General features: G+C 30.5%; 28 protein-coding genes. 5 read left to right on the forward strand and 23 right to left on the reverse strand.

Translation table 11 applies throughout. From position 1 onward, the window contains the following. Positions 1-11 precede the first annotated feature (11 nt). The 9 genes from BN2087_RS00950 to BN2087_RS00990 form a co-directional block, all read right to left on the reverse strand. Positions 12-824 (reverse strand): hypothetical protein, encoded by an 813-nt coding sequence (locus BN2087_RS00950; protein WP_049690032.1) that lies wholly within the window; start codon positions 822-824, stop codon positions 12-14. Further along, a complete protein-coding gene (locus BN2087_RS00955; RefSeq protein WP_049690033.1) occupies positions 817-1,506 on the reverse strand; it encodes an ABC transporter ATP-binding protein in 690 nt (229 codons plus the stop codon). The genes BN2087_RS00950 and BN2087_RS00955 overlap by 8 nt, the downstream gene beginning before the upstream one ends. After that, entirely contained in the window at positions 1,506-1,865 is a 360-nt protein-coding gene (locus BN2087_RS00960; protein WP_049690034.1) for a GntR family transcriptional regulator, read from the reverse strand. Before BN2087_RS00960 ends, BN2087_RS00955 begins: the two co-directional genes overlap by 1 nt. Continuing rightward, complete coding sequence (locus tag BN2087_RS00965; protein ID WP_049690035.1) at positions 1,866-2,129, reverse strand: glycine zipper domain-containing protein; 264 nt, start codon at positions 2,127-2,129, stop codon at positions 1,866-1,868. It abuts the gene before it with no gap. A 509-nt stretch (positions 2,130-2,638) separates the two neighbouring features. Further along, the gene (locus BN2087_RS00970) at positions 2,639-3,712 is read right to left on the reverse strand and encodes a DUF4097 family beta strand repeat-containing protein (protein ID WP_049690036.1); all 1,074 of its coding nucleotides are present in this window, start codon (positions 3,710-3,712) and stop codon (positions 2,639-2,641) included. Further along, positions 3,705-4,061: a DUF2089 domain-containing protein gene (locus BN2087_RS00975; protein WP_049690037.1), complete on the reverse strand. Its 357-nt coding sequence runs from the start codon at positions 4,059-4,061 to the stop codon at positions 3,705-3,707. The genes BN2087_RS00970 and BN2087_RS00975 overlap by 8 nt, the downstream gene beginning before the upstream one ends. Before the next feature lie 201 nt (positions 4,062-4,262). After that, positions 4,263-4,955, reverse strand: a complete 693-nt coding sequence (locus tag BN2087_RS00980; RefSeq protein ID WP_049690038.1) for a hypothetical protein — start codon at positions 4,953-4,955, stop codon at positions 4,263-4,265. Beyond that, positions 4,952-5,959 (reverse strand): LTA glycolipid anchor biosynthesis glycosyltransferase, IagA/BgsA family, encoded by a 1,008-nt coding sequence (locus BN2087_RS00985; RefSeq protein WP_049690039.1) that lies wholly within the window; start codon positions 5,957-5,959, stop codon positions 4,952-4,954. Before BN2087_RS00985 ends, BN2087_RS00980 begins: the two co-directional genes overlap by 4 nt. Beyond that, positions 5,940-7,103: a glycosyltransferase gene (locus BN2087_RS00990; protein WP_049690040.1), complete on the reverse strand. Its 1,164-nt coding sequence runs from the start codon at positions 7,101-7,103 to the stop codon at positions 5,940-5,942. The genes BN2087_RS00985 and BN2087_RS00990 overlap by 20 nt, the downstream gene beginning before the upstream one ends. 144 nt (positions 7,104-7,247) lie before the next feature. Between BN2087_RS00990 and BN2087_RS00995 the strand changes: the two genes are divergently transcribed. Further along, on the forward strand, positions 7,248-7,619 hold the full coding sequence (locus tag BN2087_RS00995) for a hypothetical protein (RefSeq protein ID WP_049690041.1): 372 nt from the start codon (positions 7,248-7,250) through the stop codon (positions 7,617-7,619). A 508-nt stretch (positions 7,620-8,127) separates the two neighbouring features. Here the strand turns inward: BN2087_RS00995 and sdaAA are convergent. Genes sdaAA through BN2087_RS01010 form a run of 3 tightly spaced genes read right to left on the reverse strand, consistent with a single transcriptional unit; the run spans position 8,128 to position 10,316 of the window. Continuing rightward, positions 8,128-9,009, reverse strand: a complete 882-nt coding sequence (gene sdaAA, locus BN2087_RS01000) for an L-serine ammonia-lyase, iron-sulfur-dependent, subunit alpha (protein WP_049690042.1) — start codon at positions 9,007-9,009, stop codon at positions 8,128-8,130. 3 nt (positions 9,010-9,012) lie between these two features. Continuing rightward, positions 9,013-9,669, reverse strand: a complete 657-nt coding sequence (gene sdaAB, locus BN2087_RS01005) for an L-serine ammonia-lyase, iron-sulfur-dependent subunit beta (protein WP_049690043.1) — start codon at positions 9,667-9,669, stop codon at positions 9,013-9,015. Next, positions 9,669-10,316 carry an HAD family hydrolase gene (locus BN2087_RS01010; RefSeq protein ID WP_049690044.1) on the reverse strand — a complete coding sequence of 216 codons (648 nt, stop codon included), beginning with the start codon at positions 10,314-10,316 and terminating at the stop codon, positions 9,669-9,671. Before BN2087_RS01010 ends, sdaAB begins: the two co-directional genes overlap by 1 nt. Positions 10,317-10,427: 111 nt before the next feature. Between BN2087_RS01010 and BN2087_RS01015 the strand changes: the two genes are divergently transcribed. After that, positions 10,428-11,870 carry a nicotinate phosphoribosyltransferase gene (locus BN2087_RS01015; RefSeq protein ID WP_049690045.1) on the forward strand — a complete coding sequence of 481 codons (1,443 nt, stop codon included), beginning with the start codon at positions 10,428-10,430 and terminating at the stop codon, positions 11,868-11,870. Continuing rightward, positions 11,870-12,613 carry an SDR family NAD(P)-dependent oxidoreductase gene (locus tag BN2087_RS01020; RefSeq protein ID WP_049690046.1) on the forward strand — a complete coding sequence of 248 codons (744 nt, stop codon included), beginning with the start codon at positions 11,870-11,872 and terminating at the stop codon, positions 12,611-12,613. The genes BN2087_RS01015 and BN2087_RS01020 overlap by 1 nt, the downstream gene beginning before the upstream one ends. 99 nt (positions 12,614-12,712) lie before the next feature. On the opposite strand, the gene rbsB is transcribed toward BN2087_RS01020, so the two are convergent. The 8 genes from rbsB to BN2087_RS01060 form a co-directional block, all read right to left on the reverse strand. Further along, positions 12,713-13,648 carry a ribose ABC transporter substrate-binding protein RbsB gene (gene rbsB / locus BN2087_RS01025; protein WP_049690047.1) on the reverse strand — a complete coding sequence of 312 codons (936 nt, stop codon included), beginning with the start codon at positions 13,646-13,648 and terminating at the stop codon, positions 12,713-12,715. 9 nt (positions 13,649-13,657) lie between these two features. Then, entirely contained in the window at positions 13,658-14,602 is a 945-nt protein-coding gene (locus BN2087_RS01030) for an ABC transporter permease (protein WP_004816177.1), read from the reverse strand. Then, positions 14,599-16,080 (reverse strand): sugar ABC transporter ATP-binding protein, encoded by a 1,482-nt coding sequence (locus BN2087_RS01035; protein WP_049690048.1) that lies wholly within the window; start codon positions 16,078-16,080, stop codon positions 14,599-14,601. The genes BN2087_RS01030 and BN2087_RS01035 overlap by 4 nt, the downstream gene beginning before the upstream one ends. 9 nt (positions 16,081-16,089) lie before the next feature. Beyond that, positions 16,090-16,482, reverse strand: coding sequence for a D-ribose pyranase (gene rbsD, locus BN2087_RS01040; RefSeq protein WP_049690049.1), 393 nt, complete (start codon positions 16,480-16,482; stop codon positions 16,090-16,092). Next, the gene (locus tag BN2087_RS01045) at positions 16,479-17,372 is read right to left on the reverse strand and encodes a ribokinase (RefSeq protein ID WP_049690050.1); all 894 of its coding nucleotides are present in this window, start codon (positions 17,370-17,372) and stop codon (positions 16,479-16,481) included. The genes rbsD and BN2087_RS01045 overlap by 4 nt, the downstream gene beginning before the upstream one ends. Continuing rightward, a complete protein-coding gene (locus BN2087_RS01050) occupies positions 17,359-18,360 on the reverse strand; it encodes a LacI family DNA-binding transcriptional regulator (RefSeq protein WP_049690051.1) in 1,002 nt (333 codons plus the stop codon). Before BN2087_RS01050 ends, BN2087_RS01045 begins: the two co-directional genes overlap by 14 nt. Positions 18,361-18,764: 404 nt before the next feature. After that, a complete protein-coding gene (gene radA, locus BN2087_RS01055; RefSeq protein ID WP_049690052.1) occupies positions 18,765-20,138 on the reverse strand; it encodes a DNA repair protein RadA in 1,374 nt (457 codons plus the stop codon). After that, a complete protein-coding gene (locus BN2087_RS01060) occupies positions 20,125-21,441 on the reverse strand; it encodes a glutamate-cysteine ligase family protein (RefSeq protein ID WP_049690053.1) in 1,317 nt (438 codons plus the stop codon). The genes radA and BN2087_RS01060 overlap by 14 nt, the downstream gene beginning before the upstream one ends. A 180-nt stretch (positions 21,442-21,621) precedes the next feature. Between BN2087_RS01060 and BN2087_RS01065 the strand changes: the two genes are divergently transcribed. Together BN2087_RS01065 and BN2087_RS01070 are read left to right on the forward strand one after the other, a co-directional pair. Further along, positions 21,622-22,281 carry a hypothetical protein gene (locus BN2087_RS01065; RefSeq protein WP_049690054.1) on the forward strand — a complete coding sequence of 220 codons (660 nt, stop codon included), beginning with the start codon at positions 21,622-21,624 and terminating at the stop codon, positions 22,279-22,281. Positions 22,282-22,290: 9 nt separating this feature from the next. Beyond that, positions 22,291-23,010, forward strand: coding sequence for a hypothetical protein (locus tag BN2087_RS01070; protein ID WP_049690055.1), 720 nt, complete (start codon positions 22,291-22,293; stop codon positions 23,008-23,010). A 26-nt stretch (positions 23,011-23,036) separates the two neighbouring features. Here the strand turns inward: BN2087_RS01070 and BN2087_RS01075 are convergent, their stop codons facing one another. From BN2087_RS01075 to BN2087_RS01085, 3 genes are read right to left on the reverse strand one after another with little or no spacing between them, the layout of a single operon-like run. After that, complete coding sequence (locus BN2087_RS01075) at positions 23,037-23,483, reverse strand: hypothetical protein (RefSeq protein WP_004816074.1); 447 nt, start codon at positions 23,481-23,483, stop codon at positions 23,037-23,039. 2 nt (positions 23,484-23,485) lie between these two features. Further along, positions 23,486-24,253: a DUF3100 domain-containing protein gene (locus tag BN2087_RS01080; protein WP_049690056.1), complete on the reverse strand. Its 768-nt coding sequence runs from the start codon at positions 24,251-24,253 to the stop codon at positions 23,486-23,488. Beyond that, positions 24,250-25,443 carry a M20 metallopeptidase family protein gene (locus BN2087_RS01085; RefSeq protein ID WP_049690057.1) on the reverse strand — a complete coding sequence of 398 codons (1,194 nt, stop codon included), beginning with the start codon at positions 25,441-25,443 and terminating at the stop codon, positions 24,250-24,252. The genes BN2087_RS01080 and BN2087_RS01085 overlap by 4 nt, the downstream gene beginning before the upstream one ends. Between the last annotated feature and the right edge of the window lie 35 nt (positions 25,444-25,478).

Raw genomic sequence — 25,478 nt, forward strand, 5'->3', positions numbered from 1 at the left:
TGGGCCTTTCTTTATGCTACTGTTAATTTATTTTTGTGGAAGAAATTTGTGAGAAATATTTGTACGGCTGTTACTACTGTGTTTAAAATAGTACCTAGTCCCATCACTCTTGTCAATTCTTCTACAGTTTCCACATTGCTTAAATAGAAACCATTTTGTATTTGATCTGAGCTTCTTCCTGCATCTATTGAAAATGTTTCTAAAAATTTCACTCCAAATGTAAGTCCCAAAATTGAAATTACTATTGTTATCAAAATAAAGACTACAACTGGCCCGAATTTTCCTAAATCTTTGAAAGTTTTGCTTGATCCAATGCTTATTGATGCCAAAATTCTTGTAAGAGTTGCAAGAAGGGAAATTAAAACTGTAATTATAAAGACAAGTATAGTTTTTGATGGTACTTGGTCTAAAATTGTTTTTATTTGCTTAAATATTTGGCTTATATCCTCTCCCCTTGCTCCTGTTGTAATGAAAAAGAATCCGACAAATTCTATCAGAAATACAAGGCCTGCAAGTAAGGCAATAATCATTATATTTAAAATTCTTGATGTAGTTATATCTTTTGATTTTACTGGAAGAACATCATAAAAGGCAGCTTCTTCGCCATAAAACTTTTTATAATCATTTAAAATTACAATTATCATAGAAATCGCAAAGGATGAATACATAACTAACATTGAAATAACTGTTATAAAATCCAAAAACGCTGAATCAAGATATGAATTTATAAAGTTTAATACGACTGATATAATTAAAGGAATTACCATCCAAGGAAGGATGTCCCTAATATTTTCTTTTAATTGGTGTTTTAATAATTTAGCCATTGAAAACCTCCTCGAAATATTCTTCAACTCCCATCTTGTGTTTTTCTCTCAAATCATCAATATTTTCTTCCAAAATGATTTTTCCATCTGAAATGAAAATAACCTTATCCAAAAGTCTTTCGATTTGACTAATCAAATGGGTCGAAATAATCATAAGGCCATCAGAATCAAAATTATCAATTATCACATCCATAATTTTTTTCCTGCTTGCAGGATCAATCCCGCTCATCGGCTCATCCAAAAGATATAAATCGGACTTTCTTGAAAGAGAAAGAGCAATTTGAACCTTGTCCTTCATTCCCTTTGACATATTTTTTATTTTCATATTCATATCAAGCTTAAAATCTCTTATTATTTTTTCAAATTTTTCCTTGGAAAAATCTTCAAAAAATTCAGCATATAAATTCGAAATTTTTACCAAATTATATGATTTATCCAAGGGAAGGTGGTCTGGTTGATAGGATACAAAAGATTTTGTAAGATTATTTGGATCTTCTCCTCCAATTTTAACCTCCCCAGCATAATTTTTTTCAAGACCTGCAAGAATCCTAAGTAGGGTAGTTTTCCCAGATCCATTCGGTCCCAAAAGTCCAACAATTTCACCTTTTTTTAGTGACAAATTCATCTTATCTATAACAATTTTATTTTTATAAGATATTGTCAAATTTTTAATCTCTAACATTAGTCCACCTCCCAAAATTTATCAAGACCATCAAGAGCATCTTCTTTTGAAATTTTTAAATTTTTTGCATTGTTTATAAAATCTTCACAAATTATTTCAAAAGCATTTTTTGATAAAGATTTTATCAACTCCTCATCATCAGTTACAAACCTTCCAGCAGTTCTTTGACTTTTACAAAGACCATCACGCTCAAGTTCAGCCAAAGCCCTTTGAACAGTATTTGGATTAACCTCATAAAGTTTTGCCAAATTTCTTACAGAATCAATTTTTTCACCAGGACTCCAAATTCCACTTGAAATTTTCGACTTAAAATCTTCCAAAATTTGAAGATAAATAGGTCTATCATTATCAAATTCCATTTAAGCCTCCTTTTTTTCAATCGCTTGGCCAATAGTTAAACCTAAAAGCATTCCAATAGAAATCCAATATCCTATATCATCGAAAATACTTCCAAAAGCTGCTCCAAAAACTATCCCAAGCCCTATTCCTTCCGCCAAATAATTTCCATTATTTTCTAGATTTTTTTCTTTTTCATTTTTATAATTTTTGTCCAATTTTTTTATCAAAAAAATAAAAGAAATTCCTAATAAAAATATTGGCAAAATTATTTTTAAAATATCCATACATTTTCCTTTTTGTATTTCTGTGTTATTGTACCACTCTCTTAATACAATAATATTGTAACCCCTCTTTTTGTTTTTGTAAAGACTTTTTAAAAAAATTTTTTAAATTTTAAAAATCCTTGATTTTAAAAGCTTTTAGATGATTTTTAAATAAAAAAATTTAAAAATTTATAATTTTTACCTAAATTTTACAAATAATTTCAAATTATTAAACAAAACTTTCTTATTATTTAATTGAAAGAAAAAACAAAAAAATATCGCCAAATATTTTGGTGCTCTTCCTTAATTAATTGTTTTTTTCTTTTGGAAATATTTGAATTAATCCCTCAATAACAAATATTTCATATTTAATCTTTCATTGATTCAGGAATGTAAGATTAAAAGAAGTGTAAACTTCTCTTAATACAAATAGCCTTTTGCAAAAAATATTTTCAAAAGCCTCTTTTTTGTAGAATCTCCACTTAAAAAAGGTCTTAGGATTTCTCCTAAGACCTTTTTGTTTTTATTATCTATCTAAGATTTACTCTACCAAATGCTGATTTTATATCTAAATCTAAATCTGACTCTTCTGGGTCAGTTGAAACTTGATAGCCATCTTTGGTTTGCAATTTATTTTTAAATTTTTCTGCAATTGAATAAGATGATGACTTAATTAAAGCTTTAATGTTTTTATTAAATTCATTTGTATCAACAACAACTGATCCAAATTGAGTTGCCATATTTACATTTTTTGCATCAATAATTTTGAAAATTCTAATTGATCCAGCCTTTGAAGCTAGGTCTACATTTTCCATGTTTAATCCATCAATTCTGATTGATCCATTTACAACTTCTACATTTGCATTTTCACCTGAAACATTTGTAAGATAAACTGATCCATTTACATTTGAAACCTCAAGATCTCCATTAGTATTTCTAATTTCAATTTTTCCGTTTGTATTTTTTAGGTCAATGTTTCCCGCAGTATTTATAAGGGTGAATCTTGCATTAGTTGATTCAATATTATTTTCCTTAAAATCAACATCACAAATCTCAACTTGGCCATTTATAATATTTACATCAAGTTTGTCGTAAATATTTTTGCCCAAATATAATTTTACATTTGCACTTGCATCAATAGAGCTATAATTTTCATTTACGTTTATTAGAAGTTTATCTTCAACAACTTCAATATTTAGATAATCATTTTTTTGGTCTTCTTTGTTTTTGAAAAATACTTTTTCTTCAACCATAATGTGATTTTCTTGAGCTCTTTCAATATCCAAAGAACCATTTATAAGATTTATTTCAATTTCATTGATTTCATCGTCAATCTTTGTTTGATTTTCAGATTTTTGAGAATTGATGTGATAAATATTTGGAATATTTACACTATCAAGGTCTAAATCAAAATCAAAATTTGAAATAGTTTCGCTAGTTTTTTTCATAACTTTTTCAAAAGAAGTTGATAATTTGTCGATAAAACTTTCTTCGTTGTTTTTTGCCTTATCTTTTCCAACAGCTTCCAAAAGATCACTTGCTTGTTCAACAGTAATTTTTCCTTCTTTTAACATATCTAAAATCATTTTCTTTTCTTCATTCATCTTTTAGCTCCTTTAATAATTCACTTGCTTGGTCTGGAGTAATCTCTCCGCTATTGACCATGTTCAAAATATCTATTCTAGATTCTTGCTTATCTATTTTTCCACCAAGTTTTTTAACAAGCTTGTCAATTTTATTTCTTACAGTCGGGTAAGATATTCCCAAACTTTCACCAACGTCTTTTATACTTCCACGCTTTTGTAAAAAAAGTTCAATAAATTCCAAATCCTCCGCGTCAAGCCTTTGGAATTTTCCCATTTCAAATTCTCCGCTAACTTCAGTTAAACATGAATTACATTTATAAGATGTGATGACCAAGTCACCACCACAATTAGGACATTTATTAATCAAAACCCGCCTCCTTTATAAAATAAGTATACCAGCTTTTTAATTTTTGTAAAGTTATTTTTTAATATTTTTAATATTTTAATTGTAAATCTTAATTAATTTAATATTTTATTTTAATTAAATGATTTTAAAAATTGATTTTGTAAATTTTTCCAATAAAAAAAGACAAAAGAAATTCTTTTGTCAAAATTTATATAATATTTTTTAAACCAAGTCTTTTGCCCAGTGGCTTTTTAGGCTTCTTAGTATCCAGATAATTGTATTTACAACTATAGAAAGATTAAAGGTGAAATTTAATAAAAGTAAAATTTTGTAAATGTCCTCGCTTTTTATAAATTTAAAGGGATTTAAAAATGATATTAGGGAAAATATTAAAAATACTCCCATCCATTTTATAGAAGTTTTTACATTTTCCTTGTAATCTAGGAAAATAAAGTGCCTATTTTTGTATCTTTTTATAAAATTATCTCTTTTTTTCTTATAAATTTCCCTTTCTGCCCTTTCATTTTTTATTAATGCGGCATAATAAAAAATCATTTCATCATAAGTTGATGAAAATTTTCTTAAATTCATGCATTCTTCTTTGGAATAAACAAGGTCAATTATTCTTTTTGTAATATTTGCCTTTGATTTAAAGGAAATTCTTTCTTCTCTTAATTTTTTTAAATTTTCAATATTTTTTTCGTTTTGAATTTTTGAAAGAGTTTCATCTTCGTATTTTATGATTTTTTTTCTAATAATAAAATAAAAGCCTATCAAAATTAAAAATACTAAAATTTGCCCTGCAAATACCAAAATAAAATTGTTCGTACTCAAATTTGCAACAAAAAGCATCACAAAACTTGGAAGAACAATTATTAAAAGGGCAAATAATAAAAATTTTACTATGCTTCTCACTTATCTTCTCCTTTTAAAAGGTCTTGGTAATATTTTTTGAGAGTTTTACCAACATTTTCTATAGATTTTTCTTGGGCAATTTTGTATCCCTCGTTTTTTAAAGAAGGTAAGCTTTTTTCTAAAATTGCTTTAATTTTTTGGTGAAATTCCTCAATATCTTTCGCCTTATAAATTTCTTTTCCATCTTTTAAATTTTCATAAATTTCTATATCCCTAATTATTATGTCAGCCTTGGTTGAAAGGGCCTCAAGTAAAACTATGCCCTCAGTTTCTTCAAAAGTTGGAAATATGTATAAGTCTGAACCAGCATAGGCTTCTCTTAACGCTTCTTGATTAACATATCCTGGAAAATGTAAATTTTTTAAATCTGTTTGAACAGCTTTTTTAATTTTTTCTGGCACAAGTGTCAAATTTAATTCTCCAAACCAAACAAATTCGTATTGGGGAAGTCTTTTTGCAAGGTCTACAAAATCCAAAATCCCTTTTCTTTCAATAAAAAGACCTACAGAAATTATGGATTTTTTATTTTTATCAAGCCCATATCTTTGGTAAAAATTTTTCCTATCTTCCTTTTTCCCCTTCCAAAAATCAAGATCAATTCCATTAGAAACAACTTTAATTTCTTTTCCAATTTGGTAGGATTCTAAAATATTTTTAGAATATTCAGTTGGAGTTAGGATTAAATCTCCTTTTTTATAGCAATAAATAAGCCATTTTTTAAAAAGTGGTGCAAGTTGGTTTGATAAAATAAAAGAATTTTCAAAATCTTCCTTGGTAGAATGACCGTGGTAGACAATTTTTTTCCCTTCTTTTTTTGCCTTAGTCGCAAAGGATGCAGATTTGGGAAAAACTGTATTAATGTGGCAAATATCATAATCATCATTTGGGTCTAGAGTATAGGAAACCCCAGCAAGATCTAGGGCCTTTTTTTGGTGGTCAATTGCCTTTCCAACACCAGATTCCTTCACAGTTTCATAATCTTCGTTATAAATAAGAATTTTCATTTATCCTGCCTTTTTTTATTTTTATTGCTTCTTGATAAAGATTTACACATTTTTTTCCAAAAGAATCAATAGAAAAATTCTCAAGAGCATATTCTCTCGCGTTTTTTGAAAGTTCCTCTCTTTTTTTTCTGTCAGAAAAAATAATTTCTAAATCTTTTTTAAAATCATAAAAATCTTCATATTGATAGCCGTTAAAATCATTAATTATTACATCGTCAAGGCAAGTATCTTTCCTACAAATCGCCAAAGTCCCATTGCTCATAGCCTCATAATAAGTAAGACCTTGAGTTTCAGACTTGCTTGCAGAAACAAAAGCATCCGCCATCCTGTAATAATTATTTACTTCCTCGGGCCTAACCATGCCCGTAAAATAGATTTTTTTGTCAATTTTTTCCCCATAAGATTTTAATTTTTTCAAATAAGGACCACCGCCAACAAGGATAAATTTGAGTTTTTCCATATCAAGCCTATTGTAAAAATCTATCAATTCCTCAATATTTTTCTCCTCAGCAAGCCTTCCCAAATATAAAATGATTTTATCATTCTCATCAAAGCCATAATAATCTCTTAATTTATATTTATCATCAAGTTTTTCCGCCATTTCAATTCCTGTTGGAATTATTTTTATTTTTTCATCTTCAATATCATAGGATTTTAAAATTTCCATAGTTTTTTTGCTAGGTCCAATAATCATATCAACCCTATCAGCAATTGCCTTAGAAAAAACCGAAATTACTTTTTTGCCCACTTTTTTTGATGGAGAAAAATAATGAGTGTAATCTTCATAAATTGTATGATAGGTGTGGATTAGGGGGCAAGATGCTTTTTTTGCAATTTTTGTCGCCATCATAAAAGTAGAAAATTCACATTGAGAATGAACAATGTCTGGTTTCCAATTTTTTATTTCCCTAATATATTTATTTCTTAAAGTTGCGGAAATTCTTGCTTCAGGATAAATTTTTCCAGCACCAAGACTTCCTATATAATAAACATTTCCTTTTTTATAACTTTCAGTAGAATTTGAAAGAGTCAAAACCCTCACATCAAATCCATTATTTTCAAGATATGATTTTAAATTTAAAATTGATCTTACTACACCATTTACGACAGGATAGTACCAGTCAGATGTAATTAAAATTTTCACATAATCACCTCTTTTATTAGCTTAACATTTTTTTATTATAAACATATAAAGTCTATTAATATTGTATGCAAAAAGTAAATATTTTTCAATTTATATCAAATGGGGTATATTTTATCTAGATTATTTAAAAGAAAGGGTGATGATTTGGGAAATTTAATAGTTGGTGATGTTCTTTTATTATTCTTTTCAATTTATGTAGGAATATTTTTCAAAAAATTTCACACAGACTATCCAAAAATGAAAGTAGGATTTCACATTTGGGAAGTTTGTTACAATAAAGAATGTTGGGAATACGGAAATAATTTTGCAGGAAATCTTTCAATAATTCTTGGAATAATTTTATTCGGCATAATCTATCCCATAATTTTATATTTCAAAATAAAAAGAAATATATGCGTAATCCTTCTAATTCTTTTTACCATCCTTTATTTTATACTTTTGCTTACAATTTTAAGATATCATATGAGAAAAAAATTTAATTTAAAAGATGAAAAAGATGATGAAGATAAAAAATAAAGCTATCTTACTTTTGTAAAATAGCTCAAACTGTCGACAAGCTCAATTTACACCCATTTCGAGCAGATAAACAACCGTTGATTTCGGTTGTTTATCCCGATTTATCGTACGTAGTGAGTCGAGAAATCTCATGAGATCTCTCCACTCCTTTCAGTCGGTCAAGATGGGTTATTTTTTTGCAATGTAGTCAAATCCTCACGCTAAGAATATCATACGGAAAAAATTGATTTGATTTAAAATTTAAAAATTCGTGAAAAATCGCACTCTATAATTTAAAGCTAGGATTATTTATTAAATAACTTAAATCCCATCAAATTTTAATTCTTCGTTTTATTCCGAGGGATAAATATTAAAATCGTGCCACCGGCACAACTTTAATCTATTTATCTGTCATCGCGTTAGCGAGTTTGCGATTTTAGAATTTTGAAATTTATAAATCAACAATTTTTGAAGTCCGATATTCATGCTTGAGGATTTGTTTACATTGAGCTTTTTATTTTTAAAAAATTTAATCTTCTTCTTTGTCTATATATTTTCTTTTTAATCTTATAGCTGATGGGCAAGCTGCAACTCCACCTTCGCCTGTTTCTCTTAGGCTTGCTGGAAGGGCATCTCCAACTTCTTTTAAGGCTTCTACCGCTTCATCAAATGTTACCAAAACTTTTACTCCTGCAATCGCCATATCAGCTGCAGAAAGTGCGTTTATAACTCCTGATGCATTTCTAATATTGCAAGGAAATTCTACCATTCCTCCGATTGGATCACAAACAAGACCCATGATTGATAAAAGCGCAATTGATGCTGCATCTTCCATCACATAAATGTCACATCCTCTTAAATAACAAATTGCCGCTGCACACATGGCTGCTGCAGATCCACATTCAGCTTGGCATCCGCCCTCAGCTCCCGCAAAAGTTGCATTGTCGGCAATAATTTGTCCAAATTCTGTTGCAACCAGCATGGCTTTTATTAATTCTTCATCAGAATATCCATATTTTTCGCGCATAGCCATTAAACTTGCTGGAACAATTCCTGCAGATCCTGCTGTTGGGCTTGCTACAATTTTTCCCATTGAAGCATTAACTTCTGATGTTGAAAAAGCCATAGCCATAGCCTTTGTTGGCAAATCTCCCATTATTGTATCTTCTGATAGAAAATAATTATTCATTGATTTTGCATTTCCACCAGTCATCTTAGTCATTGACATTAATTTTTTATCGAGTGCTTTTTGTGAAGAATCTTTCATAACATCAAGAGATTTTTGTAGTAAGGCAAAAACTTCTTCTTTTGATTTTTTTGTAAGTTCCATTTCATCTTCAAGAGCTATCTCCCAAACTTCCTTGTTTTCTTCTTTTAATCTATTTTTAATATATTCCATTGTTGTTTTCATAAATTACCCCAAATATTTAATAAAGTCAAAATTCTTGCCAGCTTCAATTTCCTTGTAAATTTCTTCTTCCAAATCTTGATCTAATTCTACAATTAGCATGATTGTGTTTCCCTTGTTTATAGTTTTCATATTTTTAATATTATAATTGTGGTCAAACAAAACATTTGAAATGAAAGCTATCATTCCTTTTTGTTCAGGATAGGTGCAAATAATTGTAGGATTTTTTCCGTTATATTCTACGTCATTATCCATTATTTGATTTATCATAATATTTCCACCACCAATTGATGAGCCTCTCAAATTAAAATCGTGGCCGTCTGGATAGTGAAGAACAATTTTTACTGTGTTTGGATGAACATCTCCCAAATCTTGTGGAATAAAATTATAAGTTATTACAGCTTTATCTGCCAATTCAAAAGAATTTCTTAATCTTTCATCTTCTGGACCAAAACCCAAAATTCCTCCAACCAAAGCCCTATCTGTTCCGTGGCCTTGATAAGTTTTTTCAAATGATCCGTGTAAATAAAAATCTACTTTTGTAAATCCTTCTCCGCCCAAATCTCTTGCAATTTTTGCAATTCTGTTCGCTCCTGCAGTGTGGGATGATGATGGGCCTATCATTACAGGTCCAATAATATCAAATACTGATAAATTTGCCATTATACTCTCCTTATTTTTGAAATTTCTTTTGGACTATCTATTATAAGATCTGGCTTTAAATTTTCAAGAATTTTTCTTTCCCTAAAACCCCAAGCACATCCTACAGTAAATACTCCAGCATTTTTACCGCACTTCATGTCGACTTCGCTATCTCCAAAATAAAAAATATCTGAATAGTCGACTCCAAATCTTTCTTTTATAATATACATACCCTCAGGTGAAGGCTTTCTTTTCACATCTTCCCTGTATCCTAAAATAAAATCAAAATAGCCTTCTCCAAAAATCTCCCCTATAACTTTTTTGCAAGTAGAATCTGGCTTGTTTGAATAGGCAACCAAAATTTCGCCTCTTTTTTTAATTTTTTCTAGCTCTTCTACTATTCCATCATAGGGCCTTGTAAGATAAGTTGGATTGTCGTCATATCTTTTGTTATAAGAATTTAAAATTTCTTCTCTTTTTCGAGATTTTTCAAATCCAATATAATCAAGAGTTTTTTCAATCAAAACTTTTGGGCCGTTTCCTACAAATTCCCTGATTTTTTCTGTGGGAACTTGGCTAAGACCAAATTTTTTTAAAGTTTGGTTTATATTAAATGATATGGAATCAATTGTATATAAAAGCGTTCCATCTATGTCAAAAATATACATTTATATTCTCCTTTTCCTAGCTTTTTTAAAGCATTATTACTATACCTCTTATAAGTGGTATAATAAAAACAATATTGAAGCGAAAAAAATGAAAAATTTGAGGAAGGAAATATGAAAACAAGAAGAAATTTATCCATGCTCAGTGATTTTTATGAATTCACCATGGCTTATGGATATTTTGAAAGTGGAATGAAAGATACGATTGCAGTTTTTGATGCGTTTTATAGAAAAAATCCTGATGAGGGAGGATTTTCAATTTTTTCTGGCTTAGATGATATTATTGATTATGTAGAAAATATTCATTTTGACGAGGAAGATATTGAATATTTTAGAAAAAACACAAGATTTTCAGAAGAATTTTTAACTTATTTGAAAAATTTTAAATTTAGCGGAGATATTTGGGCTTTTCCAGAAGGATCTGCAATGTTTCCATCTGAACCAATTGTAACTGTAAGAGCTCCAATAATTGAAGCGCAAATTTTGGAAACTTATTTGCTTTTATCTTTAAATTATGGATCTTTGGTTGCTACAAAAACAAATAGGATTGTAAGAGCTGCAAAGGGAAGAACTGTAATGGAATTTGGGGCAAGACGCGCCCAAGGACCTGACGCTTCTGTAAAAGGAGCAAGATCTGCCTTTATAGCTGGAGCTCCAATCACATCAAATACTCTTTCAAGTCAAATGTATGATTATCCTGCTGGAGGAACTATGGCACATTCCTGGGTTCAATCATTTGATTCAGAATATGAGGCATTTTTGGCTTACGCAAAATTATATCCAGATAACTGCATTTTATTAATTGACACCTACGATGTTTTAAAACAAGGTTTGCCAAATGCTATGAAAGTTTTCAAAGAAGTTTTGGATCCTTTGGGAATTTCTGGAGGAGTTAGGATAGATTCAGGAGATATTGCCTACCTAACAAAAGAAACCAGAAAAATTTTGGATGAAAATGGCTACAAGGATGCAAAAATTGTCGCAAGCAATTCTCTTGATGAATACAAAATAGAATCCCTTCTCCAACAAGGTGCAGAAATTGATTCATTTGGAATCGGAGAAAGACTAATCACTGCAAAATCTGATCCTGTTTTTGGTGGAGTTTATAAACTCGTTCAAGTTGAGGATGAAAAAGGCAAAACTGCAAAAATAAAAGTATCAGAAAATGTAGAAAAAATTACAACACCAGGTCTAAAAGAAGTTTACAGATTATACGACAAAAAAACCGGCAAGGCTGAAGCTGATTATATAACTTTAAAAGAAGAAGTTGTTGATGAAAATAAACCGCTTGTAATTTTTGATCCACACTTTACATGGAAGATGAAAAGAATGGAAAATTATGAACTTCGTAAAATGCAAGTTCCAATCTTTAAAAATGGAAAAAAAGTTTACAAGTCACCAAAAATCGAAGAAATAAACGAATATTGCAAATCCGAAGTGAAATCTTTGTGGGATGAGGTAAAAAGATTTGACCAACCTCACAATTATTACGTCGATCTTTCTCACGATTTGTGGAATTTAAAACAAAACCTAATAATGAAGGCTATGAGCAAATAATGATAGCCATAATTACAGGAGCAAGTTCAGGCATAGGCTATGAATTTGCAAGGCAAATTGACAAAAAAAATTATGAAGAAATTTGGATAATCGGAAGAAGGGCCGAAAAACTTCAAAATTTATCAGAAAAATTACAAACAAGGGCAAGAATATTTGCCCTTGATTTGTGTGAGGAAAAATCTTTTGAAATTTTAAAAAAAGAATTAGAAAATTCAAATAAAAAAATTGGACTTTTGATAAATTCTGCCGGTATGGGAGAAAATGATTATTTTAAAAATACAAAGTTAGAAAATGATATGAAAACTTTGGACTTAAATATAAAAGCCCTAACAGCAATGACAAAAATTTCCCTAGATTTTTTCAAAAGAGACGGAATAATTTTAAACATTTCCTCATCTGCAGCCTTTATTCCACAAGGAAAATTTGCCCTTTATGCTGCAAGTAAGTCCTATGTTTTGTCTTTTTCAAGGGCTATAAGACGCGAGTTTAAAGATATAAAAATTTCAGTTTTGTGTCCAAACAGGGTCCAAACAGAATTTTTAAAAAAATCAAACAATAATTCATCTGGAATAAAAAATTTGGGAAATGAAAATCTAGAAAAAATGGTAGAAAAAACTATAAAAAAAATGGGCAAAAAAGACCTAATAACCACCCACCCAAGCGCAAAAATTTTATTAATAATTTCAAAAATCCTACCCCATTCTTTTATCTTGTGGATTGAGGGATTTTTGGGGATCTATTAGTTATAAAAATTTTATAGCTTAAAAAATAATGAGCGAAGAAAATAATCTTCGCTCATTTTTAATATTTTTTTAATTTTAGGATCTTATTGCTTTATTTTTTTATTTTACTAATTCTAGTGGTGAGTCAACTTTTTCGTCTACTTTTTCACCTTTTAGATATTTTACTGCAGTTTCTAGGGCGATTTTTCCCATTTCTTTTGGTTTTTGTGCAACTGTTGCTGCCATTGATCCTTCTTTTACTGCATTTATTGCATCTTCGTTTCCATCAAATCCAACTAAAACTATATCCTTGCCACTTGCTTTTATAGCCTCGCTTGCTCCTAGTGCCATTTCATCGTTTTGGCAAAATACTGCTTTTACATCTGGTTGAGCTTGGAGTAAGTTTTCCATTACTGTCATTCCTTCAGCCCTATCAAAGTTTGCTGTTTGGCTTGCTACTAGGTCAATTTTCCCATCTGTTGCTTTTTTAAATCCTTCTCCTCTTTCACGAGTTGAACTTGCTCCAGGAATTCCTTCTAGTTGAATTACTTTTGCATCTTTTCCTACTTTTTCTAAAATAAATTCTCCAGCAAGTTTTCCACCTTCAACGTTGTTACTTGCAATAAAGCTTACAATTTCTCCTTCATCTGATCCCCTGTCTACGCAAATTACAGGAATATTTGCCTCGTTTGCTTTTTTTACTGATGATGAGATTGCTGTTGAATCTACTGGATTTATTATAATTAAATCTACTTTTTGGGTTATTAAATCTTCAACTTGGTTATTTTGTGTTGATGAATCGTTTTGGGCATCTGTTATAACTGTTTCAACATCCTTGTCTTTTGCAGCTTCTTCTACCCCTTCTCTTATTGATACGAAAAATGGATTGTTTAATGTTGATAGGGAAACTCCTACTTTTAATTTTCCATCTTTTGCTTTTTCTTCTTTTTTTGTGTTTGATGAATTATCTTTTGTATCTTGTCCTTCTATGCTACAAGCTGTAAATGTAAAGATAGCTATGGCTAAAACAGCCAATAATTTTCTAAATTTTTTCATGTTTATCTCCTATTTATTTCTCTTTCTGTCTATTAGAACGGCAATCAAGATTACTATTCCTTTTACTATTTGTTGATAAAAACTTGAAACTCCCAATAAGTTTAGTCCGTTATTTAAGACTCCTAAAATTAAAATTCCTATTAATGTTCCTGTTAATGATCCACTTCCACCTGTCATACTTGTTCCACCTAATACAACGGCTGCTATGGCATCCATTTCATAGGCAGAACCTGCTGTTGGTTGGGCTGAGTTTAGTCTTGATGTAAGTACAAGTCCTGATAAAACTGCCATCAAGGCACTTATTATATATACAAAAGTTTTTGATTTTGCTATGTTAATTCCTGATATGAAACTTGCTTTTTCATTTCCTCCAACGGCAAATATTTTTCTACCGTAAGAAGTTTTATTCAAAAGCATCCACAATATTAAATAGACTATTATAAATAAAATTACTTGGAAAGGAATTCCAAAAATTTGCCCCTTTCCTAAAAATTGAAATACAAAGTCATCTCTTTGTCCAGCTATTGGTCTTCCATCCATTAATACTAAGGTTAGACCCCTAAAAATTGTCATTGTTGCAAGGGTTACTATAAATGGTGCAAGTTTTCCTTTGGTTATTAGTAAACCATTTATTAAGCCCAATAAAACTCCCAATAATATTGCAACTATTATTGCAAATATTGTGCTTATTCCACTTTGCATAAGCCAGGCAAATATTGCTGAACTTAAGGCAAGGGTTGATCCGACTGAAAGGTCAATTCCTCCTGTTAAAATTACAAAGGTCATTCCTAGGGCAACAAAACCATTTATTATAAGTTGACGCATTAAGTTTAATAAGTTACTTACTTGCAAAAAAGCTGGGTTAAGTAAACTTACAAAACATATTAAAATTATTAAGGCAAGTATTGTCCCAAGATTTTGATTTTCTTTAAATCGATTTTTTATATTGGTCATATTTTTCCTCCTGTGGCAAGGGTCATTATTTTTTCTTGATTTGCATTTTCACTTGAAATTTCCCCTTGCATTTTTCCTTCATATATTACATAAATTCTATTTGATAGGCTAAGTAACTCTGGCAAATCGCTTGAAATAAGTATGATTGATACGCCTTTTTTTGTTAAATCTTTTATTAAATCATATATTTCTCTTTTTGCCCCTACGTCTACCCCCTTGGTTGGCTCATCTAGAATTAAAATTTCTGGATCTATGGCATACCACTTTGCAAATACAACTTTTTGTTGGTTTCCTCCAGATAAGTCCGAAACTTTTACTTCTGATGATTGGGTTTTAACTTTAAAACTTTCAACCAAGCTATCAGATAGATTCTCTTCTTTTTTCTTATCTATAAATGAATTTTTTGAAAATTTATCAAAGTTTAAGAGGGAAATATTTTCTCTTATAGATTCATCAAGGACAAGGCCCTCTTCTTGCCTATTTTCTGTTACAAAGGCAATTTTGTTTTTTATGGCATCTATTGGTTTATTTATTACAACTTTTTTGCCATCAATAAAAACTTCTCCCTTATCTTTTGGGTCAAGTCCAAAAACAGATCTCATAATTTCAGTTCTTCCTGCTCCCATAAGACCAGAAATTCCCAAAACTTCACCTTTTTTTGCTTTTATATTTATATTCTCAAAATATCCCTTCCTATTAAAATCTTTTATTTCAATTTTTACATCAGATATTTCTGCATCCATTTTAGGGTAAAAATCTCCAATATCTCGACCTACCATGGCTGAAACCACTTCTTTTTCGCAAGTTTTATTTGTATCCATCAATGATACCGATTTTCCATCTCTCATTACTGTAATTTTATTGGTCAAGGAAAAAATTTCTTCCATCCTGTGGGATATATAGATCATGGAAACTTTTTGATCTCTTAGTCTTTTTATTAGCTTAAATAATTTGTCAATCTCATTATTGGTTAGGGCCGATGTTGGTTCGTCAAGGATTAATACATTTACCTTGTTTAAGTTCGCCTTGGCAATTTCCATCATTTGCCTTTGGCCTACTGACAATTTTGAAACCTTTGTATCAGGATCAATATCTAGGTCAAATCTTTTTAGAAGTTCTATGGATTTTTTTCTCATAGAATCTTTATCAAGAAAAATCCCCTTTCTAAATTCATTGTTCATAAAAATATTGTCCATGATACTAAGCTCCGGCCAATCTGATAATTCTTGGTGGATAAAACTTATGCCGTATTTTTTGGCATCGTTGGTGGTATTAATTTCAACTTTTTTTCCATCAATTAATATTTCTCCCTTATCTTTTGACAAAACTCCAGATAAAATATTCATTAGGGTAGATTTTCCTGCCCCATTTTCTCCAACCAAGGCATGAATTTCTCCTTCATTTAAGGTAAAATCTACACCCTTTAGGACGTCATTTTTTCCAAAAGATTTGTAAATATCTTTCATTTCAATTTTCATAAAATCCTCCTAAAAGATATTTTTTGATCTTAAAATTATATTTGAATAAGGTGTGTCTTCCCCGGTCCTTATTACAAATTTCACATCTTTTAATTTTTTCTTAAAATCTTCGTGAGATATATAAGAAGAGTCACAATCTGGTAAAAGATTTTTTATATCCTTTTCTTGCTTTGGATTATTTTCCTTAATTTCTTCAGCCAAGTAATAATATTCACATCCAAAATCTTCAAGTAAAACTTCTAAGACATGGATAAATTTAGGCTCGCCAAGTTTTAAGGCCAAGTCTATTTTTTTGTCAGGATCAATTGGCAAACCACAATCGCCAATTGCTATTAGGTCAGTGTGACCCAAGTCAGAAAGTCTTTTTGAAATTTCGCTATTTAATATTCCTTTTTCTTTCATACATCGCTCCTTTCAAAATTTTTAACATCATCAAGGCTTGGAATTGAAATACTTGCACCCTTTTTTGTAACTGATAAGGCTGATGCCTTGCTTGCAAGCTCCATTGCCTTTTTAATATCTTTTCCTTGGTAAAAATAAGATACAAAATATCCAGTAAAGGTATCTCCAGCTCCTGTAGTATCAAGAGCCTTAACCTTGAAAGAGTCTTGTTTTATTTTTTCATCCTTAGCTATAAAAATTGACCCCTTGCTTCCCAAGGTCATAACTACTTTTAAGTTTGGGTAGGTATTTTTAAAATAAGCAATTTTCTCATCGTTTGTTTTTTTCCCACTAATGCTTGCTGCCTCATGTTCATTAACCAAGATAAGGTCAATTTTTTCATAATCAAATTCCTTTATCCTATCTGTTATAGGAGAAGGATTCAAAACTATTTTCATATTTTTCTCATAGGCCCTATCTATTAAATATTTCATTGAATTTATCTCATTTTGTAAGACCAAAACATCGTTTTTACCAAAATCATCCAAAACTTGGTCGATAAATTTCTCATCATTATCAAAATTTGCTCCCTTATAAAGGACTATTGAATTTTCCCCCTTATCATCTACCTGAATTATTGCATTTCCTGTCAATTTTTCAGATTTTTTTATATACTCGGTATCTACATTTTCTTTTTTCAAATAATCAATCAAATATAGGCCATCTTGACCCACGCTTCCAGCATGATAAACTTTATCAAAACTTTTAGCTAGAGCAACAGATTGGTTTAATCCCTTGCCACCTGGTCTTTTTTCAATACTTTTTGCACTAATAGTTTCCCCAGGTTTTACAATTTCTTCGACCCTGAAAAATATATCAATATTTAAAGAACCAAAATTAAGTATCTTCATTCTTATCCCCTACACTTTCTCCAAAATTTATAAAAGGTTCAACCATAACCTTCCTATCAACTTTTTTATTTTTTATCAAATCATCTGCCATTTTAATAGAGTATTTTGCAATCATTTCAAGATTTTGATCAATAGATGTAAGCCTTGGACTAACAATATTATTTAAAAATAAATTATCATAGCTTATCAAAGAAATATCATCTGGTACCTTAATTTTATTTTCAGAAAAAAATTTCAAAAGTCCGTATGATGACATATCAGAAAAAGAAAAAATTGCATCGATATTTTTTTCCAAGAAATATTTGCCTGCCTTATATCCACCCTCAAAAGTATAATCTCCATGAATTATATTTGAAGAATCAATATAAATATCCTTGTTCATAGCAACCTTAATGGCTCCTGAAAGTCTTCTGGATGAGTTAGCAGTAGACCTTGGACCAATTAGGATTCCAATATTATTAAAACCCCTACCTATCAAATATTCCATGCCCAAAAGTCCGCCTTTTTCATTATTTCCAGTCACCATGTGGTAAGAATTATTATTAAAATCTACCTCATCCAAAAAAATAATGTTATTTTTCTCAATCAAATCCTGGTCAAGATTTTTAACATTCCTGTCAACAATCAAAGAGGCTGCTACAAAATTGCTATTTAAAATATTTAAAAATTTCCCCTTATCCAAGTCCTTGTTGTTCGTGTTGTGGATGTATAAAAAATACTTATATTTTTCTGCATAATAGGTAAGATTTTTAACCAGCAAAGAAAAAAATGGATTGGAAATGTCGGGAATGATAGCCATAATCACATTACTTTTCTTGCTAGCAAGGGCTCTTGCAAAATTATTTGCCTTATAATTTAAGCTTTCAGCTGCATCAATAACTTTTTTCCTAGTTTGGTCAGATATTTTATTGTTAGTCTTGTTCAAAACCATAGAAACTGTAGTTATAGAAACTCCAGCAAGTTTTGCTACATCTTTAATAGTTGCCATAAAAAACTCCGTTAAAACGTTTTAATCATTTACAATATAACCTTTTATATTTCTTTTGTCAACATTTTTCTATAAGTTTTTTGAAATTTTTGATTTTTTCGCAAAAAAAGACTCTTGTAAATTTACAAGAGTCAGAGCGAAGACAAAGTATAGTTTTAGCTAATATTTTATTATAAAATAAAAATTAAGCTACATACCATCTCGACTAGATTATTGTGCCTTGATTTGGCACAATAATCCCTAAAACTAGTGCGATAGCACGGAAAAATTTGCGGAGAAAAAGTGTTTTAGTGCGAGTGAAACGAACGCATGGAGAGATCTCATGAGATTTCTCGACTCACTACGTTCGCTCGAAATGGGAAAATTTTTAGTTTGTCAACAGACTGAGAGTCATCAAGGCTCTTTTATTTTCCAAAAACATCTAAGATTACTTCTTTTATATTTTTCATCTCTTTTATTTCTAAATTTTTGTATTCTTTTTTATCTATTTGTGATTTTCCTATGTAGGCTTTTTTGTAGCCTAATCTTTCTAGCTCTTTTAGTCTGGATTTTATTTGTGGGACTTTTTTTAGCTCTCCTGTTAGGCCCACTTCTGCTATAAAAACTGTTTTATTGTCAACTGGTTTTTTCAAATATGATGAGGCGATTGAAATCATTATGGCAAGATTTACTGATTGCTCTCTCATTTTTAGTCCGCCCGTTGCTTTTATTATTACATTTTCATCGAATAAATTTATTCCTGCTCTTTCTTGTAAAATTGAAATTAAAGTATTCAAATCATCTTTTCTTAAGCTATCTCCAATTCTTTGGGGATAGGGCATAAATGATTTTGAAACCAAAGATTCTATTTCAATTTCTAAAAGCCTGCTTCCTTCTTTCATCACAGAAATTGCAGATCCTTCGATGCCTGAATCTCTTTCTGTAATAAAATATTCTGATGGATTTGTAATTTCGATTAGGCCTTCTTCCTGCATGGAAAATAATCCAACTTCTCCTGTTGGGCCAAACCTATTTTTTGTGCTTGTCAAAAGCCTTAAATCGTCTTCGCTTTCTCCATCCAAAACTAAAACCGTATCAACCAAATGCTCCAAGGTCCTAAGTCCTGCCATTTCTCCTGATTTATTCATATGTCCTACCATAATAAAGGCTCTTTTTTTCTCAGGATTTTTTGCAAGTTCAACACACTTATTTGCACATTCAATGGTTTGGGTAGGAGATCCTTGTTTGTTGTCAAATTCGTTTAAAGCAAAAGTTTGAATTGAGTCCAAAATTATTATATCTGCATCTTTTTTCTTTATTTCAATTTCAGCAAGATCCATCGAATTTGTTGACAAAATCCAAATATTTTGTGAAATTTCTCCAATAATCCTATCAGCTCTCGCTTTTATTTGGGATTCGCTTTCTTCTCCCGAAACATACATGACCTTAAATCCATCTTTGGCATAGGATGAAGATAATTGTAAAAGTAGGGTAGATTTTCCAGCTCCAGGCCTTGCTGTTAAAATTGAAACTGAATCTTTTACAAGACCTCCCCCAATCGCCCTATCAAATTCTTCAAAGGAGGATTTTATTCTTTCGGACTCGTCAAGTTTAATTTCTTTTAATAATCTTGCCTGATTATCAAAATCAAGAGAGATGGAATTTTTTGATGAAGATTCTTTTTTTATGGTTTTTTCAGTCAAAGTTCCCCATTTTCCACATTCTGGGCATTGGCCTGCCCAAACATTTTGAACATGGCCACAATTTTTACATTCAAAAGCCCTTTTAAGCTTTGCCATTAATCTCACCTAGGGCATAATTTACAGAAAATTTCTCGCAAGCTTTTTTGGGATCTCTTTTATAAATTTTTTCAAATTTATCTCTTAAAACTTCTTTTTCATCCTTCAATTTTTCTATGGAAGAAAGATAGATTTTTTCATTTTCATCAAGTCCATCTTTTGCAAGAGAAATAAAATATTTTATCCATTCACAAATAGTTTTACCCTCATACTTTGCATAAAGTCCAAGCTCTTTTGCTTGTGATTTTAAATTTTGACAATTTTCATAGGTCATATTTTTAAAATCATCTCTTAATTTATTTAGATTTTCTTCATTATAAAATAGGCCCTTGATTAAGGCTGGGAAGGAAAGATTGTAAGGGTAAGGCACTGCATCAGGCATTCTTATTTCTATGTATTTTTTAACCCTAACGTCTGGAAAAACAATTGAAAGAGCGTGGAAAATCATCTCATCGGATGAATCTTTGTCCATTATTTTTTCAAATTTTGTATCTCCCTTATAAATATCTTTTCCATCTTCGTTTATAAAAATTATATCTGTATTTAAAATTTTTTCTGCATATTTTTCATAAGACATATCCTCATCAAAGGCAAAATTATAAAGACCTGTCCTATTTTTATCACAATATTCCCAAATTTCTTGGCGAAGATTTTTATTTTCGTATGGTTTTCCTTGGAAAATATAGGCATTGTCATAAAGAGTGTACATAAAAGGTGCAAGAGCATTTGCTACAAAAAATTTATTTTTAAAATCTTCTTCAGAAGAAAAATCTATGGCAGTTTGAACACTTGCAGTTCCTCTCATCATATTTAAAGCATATTTTCCGCCAAATTCGGTGAAATATTTTTGCATATATTTATACCTATCTTTTGGAATAATTTTTAAATCCATAATTTTTGATTTTGGATGATAGCCCAAGGTTTCAAGATATTGGTTTTTTTCTTCAAAAATCGGAATAATCTCTCCCATAATTTTTTTATAAGATTCATCCAAATCTTTTATGTTTTTTTTAGCATCAATAGCAAGCTCAAATTGACCAGCTGGCTCAAGATTTACGGCTATATCATTTTTTCTAAGACCAAGAATGTATCCATCATGTTCATTAGTTACAGAAAATCCCTTTTCCTTTAAATCTTCCAAAGTAGATCCAACTCCTTTTTCTCCAAAATAATCGTAAGAAAAAAGCTCATCTTTATCTATAACAAAATGTTCCATTTCTAGACCAACTTTAAAATTTTCTTTTTGGCTTTCACCAGATTTTATATATTCAACAATTTTGTCTATTTTTTCTTGATAATTCACAATATCCTCCACTTTCTAGATATTTTTCTCTAACTAATAATATACCCCTTTTGCCTTTAGAATAAATTTCTATATTTTTTATAAAATCAAGGATAGGGGATGATTTTTTTGCTTTTAAAATACTTTCTATTTATTTTAAAATGTTATATGATTTAGACAAGAAATTAAAAAGGAGATAATATGATCAAAAAATTTTTCATAGGCCTTTCCCTGTTAATTTTTTTAACAGGATGTGGAAAAAATTCTAAAAAATCAGATGAAAGCATAGAAATTTATAATAAGGCTTCAGATAATATTTCAAATTCTAATACCAAATCAAACTTAAAGGAAGGTGCAAATGAGGAAAAAAATCCTTACCAAGATATTTATAAACAAATAGAAGGCGTAAAGTTTTATAATTCTGGCGGATCTGCAATTGAATCTATTTATTTTTATAGAGATGGTTATTTTGATGGAGCATTAAAAACTGGAAACGGGTATGAAATAGGTCAATCCTTTTATAACGGAAAATTTGATATAGTTGAAAAAATTGATGATACAAGCTACAAAATAAAACTTGTAAGGTTTGATTATGATAGCAAAACTGGAGAAAAATCTAGCAAGAATATAAATGGAACTAATTTCCAAATAACAAATATCAAAACTGTTTTTTTTGATAATGAAAATAAAACTTATATCCTCCACCTGCCTGATACAAAAACAGCAAGTCTTAATGAGAATATAATTACTGGTATGAAAATGGCTGGTAACAATTTTGGAGAAGATAAGATTGGTCTTTTTCTTCTAACAAAAGAAAAGGCAGGAGGAGAATCTTTTGCCATGGTCCAATATATAAAATAGGAGGTTTTTATGAAATTTACAAAAAAACTAGGCTTAATTTTAGGCTTTATAATATTTATCCCATCCCTAACACATGCAAGTAAGCTTGTTGATATTAAAGAAATTAGGGGAGATAAAAATCATTACATGGATTTTCTTTTTAACAATACCGAAATGATTTGTGATAAAAATGATCTTCAAGGAAAATCCCAAGAAAATAGTCAAGAAAAAAGTGAAGACAATAAGAGATGGGAAGGCGATATTTTAAAAGAGCTTTCTGGTAAAAGTTTTTCATTTTATTCGGGACTTGGTGCTTGGATGACAAATTTAACCTTTACAGATGGGAAGGGAAATTTTGAAGCAAGTTTTTCAGATTCTGATATAGACCAAGTTCAAGGGGCAGAATGCGTGGGAAAATTTGACCTTGTGGAAAGAATTGACGATACTTCTTATAAGTTAAAACTTTCAAATGTAAAAACCACTTCACAAATTGGCGAATCTTATGTAAACGGAAAATTAAATATAGGAAAAAAAGTTCCCTATGGTTTTGAAAGCTCTGAAAATCCGGATGAGTATTCCACTTCCTTCACCCTCTACTTACCAAAAAGATTAAAATCTCAAATAGATGAAAATGTATATGCTTGGGCCTACAATGTGACTGACCACGCCTATATAGATGATTACCAATCAAGAATTTTTATCCTAGCAAACGACTCCACCAAGGCTGGTTTTGCCGAAAATATAAATTAAAAAACTGCCCTAAAGGCAGTTTTTTCTTATATTCTTCCTAGCATTTTTAAAATAATTTGAGCTATAATTGCAGATCCAAGATAGGTTCCAAGGATTACAAATATTGCCAAAATAATAATTTTTGGTCCAGTTTTTTTCAAATTATCTAAATTTTCTCCAGTATAAATTCCTGCATAGGCAAGAATCGGTGTACAAAGTGTAGTGAAATCTACATTTCCTGTGTGGTAGGAAATAAATTCAGAAAATGGAAAGGCTGGAATTGTAACTATAGTTGCAAGAGTTACAATATAGGCTACTGCTGGAATTTTTCCAGGCATTATTTCAGAAATCCCTATTCCTGCAATTGAAATTAAGGCTAAAATTAAAACTCCAGGTATTCCTTTTAGTGGGCTTATGCCAGGTCCTATCCAGTTTGCTATTACAGAAATCGCAGCTGTTATTGCTAGTACATAAATTTTTTCTTTAAATTTCATAGCTAACTCCTTTTTTTCATCATCTTGCTATAAATTTTTTCTGCAAGGGGTATTGCTAAAAATACTGACATGTAAACTCCATCAAGTCCTGACAAAAGGTTACTTGCAGCTCCAAAAGCTGTAATTTCATTTGCCATATTTGGATATAATTCTACCAAAGATCCAACTGAAGCTGTCATCATTGATGCTGATCCAACTCCTGATGCCATAGCAAGAGAAAGTGGATGAAGTGGAGTTGATGTTGCAAGAAGAGATGCAATTATTCCCATAAAAATTGTTCCAAAAACTGTTCCAACTATATAAACTCCCAAAACTCCTTCGCCTTCTGGGCTATCAAGTCCATATTTTTCTGCAATCAAGGCTACGTTTGGCTCTCTAGAAATTGAGTGAGCCCCACCAATAACTTCTCTTTTAAGTCCTAAGAAAATTCCCAAAGGAACTCCAAGAAAAACTGTTCCTAAATTTCCAAATTCTTGTAAAATTAAGGCTGGTGATGATTTTATAACTGTATCAATTGTTGGTCCAATAGTTGTCCCGTATTTTGCCATCAAAAGCATTAAAGTTACAGAAATTAACCTGCCTGCTTCCTTCATTTCCTTTTCACCTGAAATTTTTAAAAATTTTGGTGTTGTCAAAATTCCAATTATTAAGGCAAATAACATTGGAAGCAAAACTATAGTTCCTATCCCAATATCAAAAGTATGTTTTCCAATAAGCTCTGAAACTAAAACTACTCCCAAAGCTATAATATGAAGTTTATATTTTTTCATTTTGAACCTTCTTTCAAATATCTATAAGCTACTTCTGCCATAAGGCCTGATCCAATATAAAATGCACTCTCATCTACATCAAATTTAGAATTGTGGTGGGGATAAACTTTTCCATCCTTATTAGCCTTTAAATTATTCAAAGATAAGAATGTGCCCCTTGCTTCTTTTTCTAAAAAAGCAAAATCTTCTCCACCCATGGTAGGTTTTGAAATTTCTATTACCTTATCATCTCCCAAAATTTCTTGGGCTATATTTTTTACATAGGCTGTAAATTCTTTGTCGTTAATAACAGCTGGATAATATCTTTTATAATCAAGCTCAGCTTCGCACCTAAAGGCCTTGGCAATATTTTCAGAAATTTCTTTCATTCTTTTTTCAACAAAATCTCTCACATCTTCATCAAGAGTCCTAACAGTTCCTTCTTCCCAAACCTCATCTGGAATAATATTTTGACAAGTTCCTCCATGAATTTGGCAAATAGAAATTAAGGCAGATTTTGTTGGATCAAGTTCTCTAGAAATTATTTTTTGTAAGGCAAGGTTAATTTCACTTATTGTAACGATTGGATCTATAAAATTTTCAGGCCTTGCCCCATGTCCTCCATGACCCTTAACTTTTAGGATAAAAGCATCCATAGAAGCCATCATGGCACCTTCTTTATAACCAACAGTTCCTGTTGGAAGATGACCAAAAATTCCACCTTCGTGAAGGCCAATAACCCTATCAACTTTTGGATTTTCCATACAGCCCTCATCAATCATAGGTTTTGCCCCACCTGGAATTTCTTCTCCTGGTTGGAAAAATATTTTTACCAAACCATCAAGATTTTTTTCATTTTCTTTTAAAATTCTACAAGCTCCAAGAGCCATTGCCGTGTGACCATCATGGCCACAAGCATGCATCTTTCCTTCATGAGTTGAACAAAAAGAAAGAGAAGTTTCTTCCTTAATAGGAAGAGCGTCCATGTCAGCTCTTATAGCTATACATTTTCCCTTATAATCACCAATTTCTGCAACAAGGGCATTTTCATTAACAAGTTTTTTATAGGAAATATCTAATTTTTTTAATTCATTTTCTACATAAGCTACTGTTTTTGGAAGAGATAATTGCAATTCTGGAATTTTATGTAATTGTCTTCTGTCATTAATAATTACATCTTCAATTTCTTTAGCTCTTTTTAAACAATTCATTTTATCACCACCTTAAAGTATTATATTAATATTTT

Origin of the sequence: Anaerococcus jeddahensis, assembly GCF_001182725.1 — a bacterium.
GTDB classification, from domain to species: domain Bacteria; phylum Bacillota; class Clostridia; order Tissierellales; family Peptoniphilaceae; genus Anaerococcus; species Anaerococcus jeddahensis.

Excerpts from the sequence above, each read along its gene's own strand:
- BN2087_RS01065 (WP_049690054.1), top strand. The coding sequence starts at position 21,622 with ATGATCAAAAAATTTTTCATAGGCCTTTCCCTGTTAATTTTTTTAACA.
- BN2087_RS00955 (WP_049690033.1), bottom strand. The coding sequence starts at position 1,506 with ATGTTAGAGATTAAAAATTTGACAATATCTTATAAAAATAAAATTGTT.
- BN2087_RS00965 (WP_049690035.1), bottom strand. The coding sequence starts at position 2,129 with ATGGATATTTTAAAAATAATTTTGCCAATATTTTTATTAGGAATTTCT.
- rbsD (WP_049690049.1), bottom strand. The coding sequence starts at position 16,482 with ATGAAAGAAAAAGGAATATTAAATAGCGAAATTTCAAAAAGACTTTCT.
- sdaAB (WP_049690043.1), bottom strand. The coding sequence starts at position 9,669 with ATGGCAAATTTATCAGTATTTGATATTATTGGACCTGTAATGATAGGC.
- BN2087_RS01085 (WP_049690057.1), bottom strand. The coding sequence starts at position 25,443 with ATGAATTGTTTAAAAAGAGCTAAAGAAATTGAAGATGTAATTATTAAT.
- BN2087_RS01015 (WP_049690045.1), top strand. The coding sequence starts at position 10,428 with ATGAAAACAAGAAGAAATTTATCCATGCTCAGTGATTTTTATGAATTC.
- BN2087_RS01030 (WP_004816177.1), bottom strand. The coding sequence starts at position 14,602 with ATGACCAATATAAAAAATCGATTTAAAGAAAATCAAAATCTTGGGACA.
- sdaAA (WP_049690042.1), bottom strand. The coding sequence starts at position 9,009 with ATGAAAACAACAATGGAATATATTAAAAATAGATTAAAAGAAGAAAAC.
- BN2087_RS00950 (WP_049690032.1), bottom strand. The coding sequence starts at position 824 with ATGGCTAAATTATTAAAACACCAATTAAAAGAAAATATTAGGGACATC.
- BN2087_RS00985 (WP_049690039.1), bottom strand. The coding sequence starts at position 5,959 with ATGAAAATTCTTATTTATAACGAAGATTATGAAACTGTGAAGGAATCT.
- BN2087_RS00970 (WP_049690036.1), bottom strand. The coding sequence starts at position 3,712 with ATGAATGAAGAAAAGAAAATGATTTTAGATATGTTAAAAGAAGGAAAA.
- rbsB (WP_049690047.1), bottom strand. The coding sequence starts at position 13,648 with ATGAAAAAATTTAGAAAATTATTGGCTGTTTTAGCCATAGCTATCTTT.
- BN2087_RS00960 (WP_049690034.1), bottom strand. The coding sequence starts at position 1,865 with ATGGAATTTGATAATGATAGACCTATTTATCTTCAAATTTTGGAAGAT.
- BN2087_RS01035 (WP_049690048.1), bottom strand. The coding sequence starts at position 16,080 with ATGAAAATTGAAATGAAAGATATTTACAAATCTTTTGGAAAAAATGAC.
- radA (WP_049690052.1), bottom strand. The coding sequence starts at position 20,138 with ATGGCAAAGCTTAAAAGGGCTTTTGAATGTAAAAATTGTGGCCATGTT.
- BN2087_RS01070 (WP_049690055.1), top strand. The coding sequence starts at position 22,291 with ATGAAATTTACAAAAAAACTAGGCTTAATTTTAGGCTTTATAATATTT.
- BN2087_RS01050 (WP_049690051.1), bottom strand. The coding sequence starts at position 18,360 with ATGGCAACTATTAAAGATGTAGCAAAACTTGCTGGAGTTTCTATAACT.
- BN2087_RS01045 (WP_049690050.1), bottom strand. The coding sequence starts at position 17,372 with ATGAAGATACTTAATTTTGGTTCTTTAAATATTGATATATTTTTCAGG.
- BN2087_RS01020 (WP_049690046.1), top strand. The coding sequence starts at position 11,870 with ATGATAGCCATAATTACAGGAGCAAGTTCAGGCATAGGCTATGAATTT.
- BN2087_RS01075 (WP_004816074.1), bottom strand. The coding sequence starts at position 23,483 with ATGAAATTTAAAGAAAAAATTTATGTACTAGCAATAACAGCTGCGATT.
- BN2087_RS01080 (WP_049690056.1), bottom strand. The coding sequence starts at position 24,253 with ATGAAAAAATATAAACTTCATATTATAGCTTTGGGAGTAGTTTTAGTT.
- BN2087_RS01010 (WP_049690044.1), bottom strand. The coding sequence starts at position 10,316 with ATGTATATTTTTGACATAGATGGAACGCTTTTATATACAATTGATTCC.